Annotated in this window: 1 protein-coding gene; it reads right to left on the bottom strand. The window is 44.3% G+C overall.

What is annotated here, in order from left to right; genetic code table 11:
• Nucleotides 1-232 (bottom strand): rRNA adenine N-6-methyltransferase family protein (locus Q4528_RS15485; RefSeq protein ID WP_303522603.1); only part of this gene is annotated, 232 nt, incomplete at its 3' end.
• Nucleotides 233-244 lie beyond the last annotated feature (12 nt).

The raw sequence follows: 244 nt of genomic DNA, 5'->3' as shown, positions 1-244 counted from the left end.
AGCTCAATAAATGGAAAATAAGTGGTGTAGAAATGTTATAAGGCAAGTTGCCAAAAACCCGCATTTTTTGCTCGGGTTTACACAATTGCATGAAATCAAACTTAAGCGCGTCAATTTCATGGATAGTGAGTTTGTCGGCCAAGGTTGGATGCTCACGCAAACGCTGAGCCAAATCTCTATCTAGCTCTACAACTTGCAGGTGGCCAGCAGTACTCGCTACTGGATCTGTCAATGCGCCTAGACC

The sequence above is a fragment of the Staphylococcus pasteuri genome (genome assembly GCF_030547725.1).
Lineage (GTDB): Bacteria > Bacillota > Bacilli > Staphylococcales > Staphylococcaceae > Staphylococcus > Staphylococcus pasteuri.
This window is presented reverse-complemented; position numbering and strand designations above follow the sequence as displayed.